Consider the following 4319-nt stretch of genomic DNA (forward strand, 5'->3'; position numbering starts at 1 on the left):
TTACGAATGGTCGCATCCCGGTAGTGCTGAGCGGCGGCCGGCGGCTGGGCCGCCTGTGCCTGGGAAAAGAATCCGCCACACCAAAGCAACCAGGCAATCACCAGATTGGCCACAAGCTGCCACCAGAAGCTGTATTTATCGTCGCGTGGCTCGCCGTGCTTAATGGCTGTTACGCCCAGACCGAAGGCGAACAGGATGATGAGAGTGACTTGAGGCCAGCTCATGGTCAGAGTCCCATCGCAACGGCCAGGCACACCGCCGAGACCACGATGGCCCGGCGCAGCATGGCGATGGCAAAAACCATGTGGCACCCGGTCTGCACCGGAAAGCGGCCGATCTCTATCAGGGGCTTCTCGTGGCGCAGATACTGACCGGGGCGAGCCTTGGGAAAGAGTGACCTGTCGAGCCAGTAGCCGGTAACCGCCGCCAGGGTGATCAGCGACAATTTGTAGATCACGACGGTGATCTGCTGTGGCGATACCAGCGCAATGACCAGGAACAAGAAGATCGCCGTCAGCAGCCAGCCGCTAAGGCGTGGTTTTTTGGGGCGGGGTAAGGTGCGTTTTTTGCGGGAATGCATGGCAAAGCCTCCATTTTTACGATGGAGTCAGCATGCCAGTGATGCGCAGGGAGTGCTTTTAAAGGGCTTTAAGAGCGACGGATATTAATATTGGACAGGATGATCTCGGAGAAAAGAGCGACCCGCCCGGTGGTGAGACACTGGGCAGGTCGTCAACACACAGATCACGCCTGTGAGTCAACCGGGGCTCTCCTGTCATCGACGACCGGAACAGCCTACCGTATTTTCACTCAATGAAAAAGGCTTACAGATAATGAAAGACCAGGCATTACCCATCGTTCCCTGGATCGGCGGCAAACGCCGACTGGCCAAACATATCCTGCCGCTGTTTCCTGCGCACACCTGCTACGTAGAGCCGTTCTGCGGAGCAGCGGCGCTGTACTTCCTGAAAACGCCCAGCAAAACCGAGGTGATCAACGATATTAACGGGGAGCTGGTCAACCTTTACCGCGTCGTCAAGCACCACCTAGAAGAGTTTGTGCGGCAGTTCAAATGGGCGCTGGTTAGTCGGCAGATATATAAATGGCTCCAAGATACACCGGAGGAAACGCTTACCGATATCCAGCGGGCCGCCCGGTTTTACTACCTGCAAAAGCAGGCTTTTGGCGGCAAGGTAGCCGATCACACGTTTGGTACCTCCACCACCAGCGCGCCCCGTTTTAATCTGCTGCGCATAGAGGAGGAGCTGTCGATGGCTCACCTTCGCTTATCGCGCACTGTGATCGAGCACATGGACTGGGCGACGTGCATCGAACGCTACGACCGGCCGCATACGCTATTTTATTGCGATCCGCCTTACTGGGGCACTGAGGGTTATGGTGTGGAGTTTGGCCTGGATAATTATGATCGTATGGCGGCGCTGGCACGCAGCATCAAAGGGAAAATGATTATTTCGGTGAACGACATCTCCGAGATGCGTCAAGCCTTCAGTGGATTCACGATGCAGAGCGAATCCATTCGTTACAACCTGCAGACCACAGGTAAAGCAAGCTCAAAGAGAGAACTAATCATCTGCAACTTCTGATTTCAGCGCAGGCCGCTCGCCATAATGGCGGCCTGCTTTGTTGCCTGCGAATGCGCCAACAATCAGGATAAATATCCTACTTAAGGATAAAACGATAATTATTAGAGGGCGTATCTTGCTGATCTAATAAAAGTGATCGGCATGATGCAACTGATACTCGGGCATAGTCACCCTCCGGGTTTAAATTGATATAGCACGCCTTTCCTTTGACTCCGTAACTCTCGGGGACAGACGGTTCTGCACCTACGACAAATTTTAGCGTATGCCACCCCGACTTTTGCCTGTAAGTCGCTACGGAATGTAGAGCATCTTTGTACTTGTTTAAACCAGGAAACACGCCGCGTAATGCGGGGAGGGAAGCATTGATGACGCTATTACTTGTATCAACACTAAAAACAGAATCTGAGTTTATGGTACGTTCTTTTGCGGATGCCCGCTTACCGAAATGATTTATACCTCCAGCAAGAATCGCGATCACAATGACTAATCCCAGCCCCCAGAGGAAAAACCATTTGTTTCTGGTTACCCCTGATTTTGCTGTTTTTTGAACGATCCCCTGTGCTTGTTCCGTGTTTTTCTCATTATCGCTAGATTTCAGCAAATCATCAAAATACCCAAACACTTTCTGAAGCTGCTCTTTGTCTAAATCTTTGAGGTATGTAGAACCGAAGTTCCTGAGACAATAGTGGTCTCTTTCTTTAAGGTGAGAATTATCAGTAATTTTTATTATCTTACGTATAAGATAGTTGCAATCCTTGAGGTATTTTATTCGGTTTTTCCGTGCCTCAAGCATCTCTATTGCAGCATGATAGTCTGTGCTCGTCATTTCATTGATATTTTCATTATTGAGCTTATTGTGTATCGTCCACCACATACCTGGTCGACTCTCACCGGCTTCAACCAGCTCATCAATGAGCCTGTTCAAGTGCTTCCGCTGACGTTTAGACATCAGTTGTGAGTCAGCGGGTGAAGCCTCTGCGGAGTAGTTATTGATGGTGACGTCACCACTAACAACGTTGCCTGCATCTCCATTGATTGTTTGCTTTGGATCGCTCATTTTCGTTTAGTGTTTTTGTTCATTATCCCACCGACGCCAATTGTTACGTCACCCTTGATGACGTTGCCAAGGACGTCCCCTTGAACCACCTGCTCTGCCCGCTCCCTGGAAGAACCCATAGTCAAAGCTAACAATAGTGATGCCTTGGCCTGGACGGGTGCCTGTCGGTAATGCTGCAGTAACTCCATTTCATCCCTTGAAAGAGTCACCCCAGATGTAACACCAGTTAGAATGTATTGAACGTTGGCACCAGCAGTAGCTAATGCAGCTAAGACATCCATCCCTGGAGACATGAGACCCGACTCATATCTACTCCAAGTTTCACGCTTTATCCCCGCGAGTGCTGCCGCCGTAGCCTGAGTCAGTTTTAGTTTTTTTCGTTCTTCTTTTAGACGCTCATAAATTGACTTATCGATCACATATCCACCTTGACATAGTGATGTATAGATCACATAATCTATCACACATGAACCAAACATCATTGCGTCAGCTAAGGAGACAACGATGACCGCAGAACAAGTCAAAACCCTCTTCCGCCAACGAGGGATCACATTCACGCGCTGGGCTAAAGAAAACGGCTACACCCGTAATGAGGTCTATCGCGTACTCAACGGGCAAGCCAAGGCCAACTATGGCAAGGCTCACGAAATTGCCGTCAAGTTAGGGTTGAAGTCTCGTATCGCCGCTTAACACATCTTTGCTTTGATTGTAACAGCATTTCAAATACAGAAAAGGGGGAGATCATGCGTTCAAGCCCATCAACCAATACATCACAGACCATCCGCCGCGCGATCCTGATCATGAAAGCGCTCAAGGGGCACTCGCTGGATGGCGTTTCCAACAACGAACTGGCTATCGCCCTGCAGGAATCGCCCGCCAACATCAGCAGAACGCTGAACACGCTGGTGAACGAGGGCATGGTGCAGCGGCTGCCCACCGGGCGATACGCACCCGGCATGCATCTGCTCTATATCGCCCAGTCTTTCTCCAACGAGATGGCATCCGGCCAGGCCCGCATCGCGGAACTCAACCAGCGCGTGATAGCCGGCAGCAACAACTAACGAGGTTAAGAAAATGGCAAGACCTAAAAACAACCTGCAGGTGATTGATTCCATCGAAGGCAAGCTGCCTCAGGGACTGGAAGGTGATCTCAACGCGATCAGCGAACACCGCCACCTGATTATGGAGCAGTTTGGCGAGGGGCTTCCTTATGATCGCAGCCGCATTGTGCACGAGGCCAAGTTCTATATGGCACAAAGCGCCGAGGCGATGCTGGAAGCAGGTAAACGCCTTGTGATTCTGAAAGAAAATGAACCTCACGGAGACTTCACAGAGATCGTCACCGACCAATTGGGTATGGCAGAGCGTACAGCCCGATTGATGATGCAAGCAGCTTTAAAATATTGCTCACCTCAACTTGGTGCAAAACGGCAGGCGCTTGCCGTTTTGGGCAAAACCAAACTGTTCGAGCTTATGACCGAAAGCGATGACGATCTCGCCGAGTTGGCCGAGGGTGGCACAGTGGTGGGCATGACGCTGGACGACATTGATCGCATGACCAGCCGCGAACTGCGCAAGGCGCTGCGCGAAAAACGCGACGAATATGACGTCAAATGCCGCGTGGTGGCGCAGAAAGATGCCGAACTCAACGCAATGAA

General features: G+C 51.2%; 7 protein-coding genes and 1 pseudogene. 4 read left to right on the forward strand and 4 right to left on the reverse strand.

All coding sequences use genetic code 11. The features are described 5' to 3' along the window. Both AC4PR2_RS27770 and AC4PR2_RS27775 read right to left on the reverse strand, forming a co-directional pair. Positions 1-224, reverse strand: a pseudogene (locus AC4PR2_RS27770) (transglycosylase SLT domain-containing protein); the annotation flags it as partial. Between the two features lie 2 nt (positions 225-226). Continuing rightward, a complete protein-coding gene (locus tag AC4PR2_RS27775; RefSeq protein ID WP_399610255.1) occupies positions 227-580 on the reverse strand; it encodes a putative holin in 354 nt (117 codons plus the stop codon). Positions 581-833: 253 nt separating this feature from the next. Here AC4PR2_RS27775 and AC4PR2_RS27780 point away from each other — a divergent pair, with 253 nt between their 5' ends. Further along, positions 834-1604, forward strand: coding sequence for a DNA adenine methylase (locus AC4PR2_RS27780; protein ID WP_399610253.1), 771 nt, complete (start codon positions 834-836; stop codon positions 1602-1604). Positions 1605-1680: 76 nt separating this feature from the next. On the opposite strand, the gene AC4PR2_RS27785 is transcribed toward AC4PR2_RS27780, so the two are convergent. Both AC4PR2_RS27785 and AC4PR2_RS27790 read right to left on the reverse strand, forming a co-directional pair. Beyond that, positions 1681-2661, reverse strand: a complete 981-nt coding sequence (locus tag AC4PR2_RS27785) for a hypothetical protein (protein ID WP_492175902.1) — start codon at positions 2659-2661, stop codon at positions 1681-1683. After that, complete coding sequence (locus tag AC4PR2_RS27790) at positions 2658-3080, reverse strand: helix-turn-helix domain-containing protein (RefSeq protein ID WP_399610249.1); 423 nt, start codon at positions 3078-3080, stop codon at positions 2658-2660. Before AC4PR2_RS27790 ends, AC4PR2_RS27785 begins: the two co-directional genes overlap by 4 nt. An 85-nt stretch (positions 3081-3165) precedes the next feature. Here AC4PR2_RS27790 and AC4PR2_RS27795 point away from each other — a divergent pair, with 85 nt between their 5' ends. From AC4PR2_RS27795 to AC4PR2_RS27805, 3 genes are all read left to right on the forward strand, one after another. Then, positions 3166-3351: a DNA-binding protein gene (locus AC4PR2_RS27795; protein WP_492175903.1), complete on the forward strand. Its 186-nt coding sequence runs from the start codon at positions 3166-3168 to the stop codon at positions 3349-3351. Between the two features lie 53 nt (positions 3352-3404). After that, positions 3405-3722, forward strand: coding sequence for a helix-turn-helix domain-containing protein (locus AC4PR2_RS27800; RefSeq protein WP_492175905.1), 318 nt, complete (start codon positions 3405-3407; stop codon positions 3720-3722). A 13-nt stretch (positions 3723-3735) separates the two neighbouring features. Further along, on the forward strand, positions 3736-4319 hold a 584-nt coding region (locus tag AC4PR2_RS27805), incomplete at its 3' end, for a DUF3102 domain-containing protein (protein ID WP_492175906.1).

The sequence above is a fragment of the Serratia sp. A07 genome, assembly GCF_058725505.1.

What these genes read in the sequence shown, in the direction of transcription:
- AC4PR2_RS27775 (WP_399610255.1), bottom strand. Translation starts at nt 580, where the DNA reads ATGCATTCCCGCAAAAAACGCACCTTACCCCGCCCCAAAAAACCACGC.
- AC4PR2_RS27780 (WP_399610253.1), top strand. Translation starts at nt 834, where the DNA reads ATGAAAGACCAGGCATTACCCATCGTTCCCTGGATCGGCGGCAAACGC.
- AC4PR2_RS27785 (WP_492175902.1), bottom strand. Translation starts at nt 2,661, where the DNA reads ATGAGCGATCCAAAGCAAACAATCAATGGAGATGCAGGCAACGTTGTT.
- AC4PR2_RS27795 (WP_492175903.1), top strand. Translation starts at nt 3,166, where the DNA reads ATGACCGCAGAACAAGTCAAAACCCTCTTCCGCCAACGAGGGATCACA.
- AC4PR2_RS27800 (WP_492175905.1), top strand. Translation starts at nt 3,405, where the DNA reads ATGCGTTCAAGCCCATCAACCAATACATCACAGACCATCCGCCGCGCG.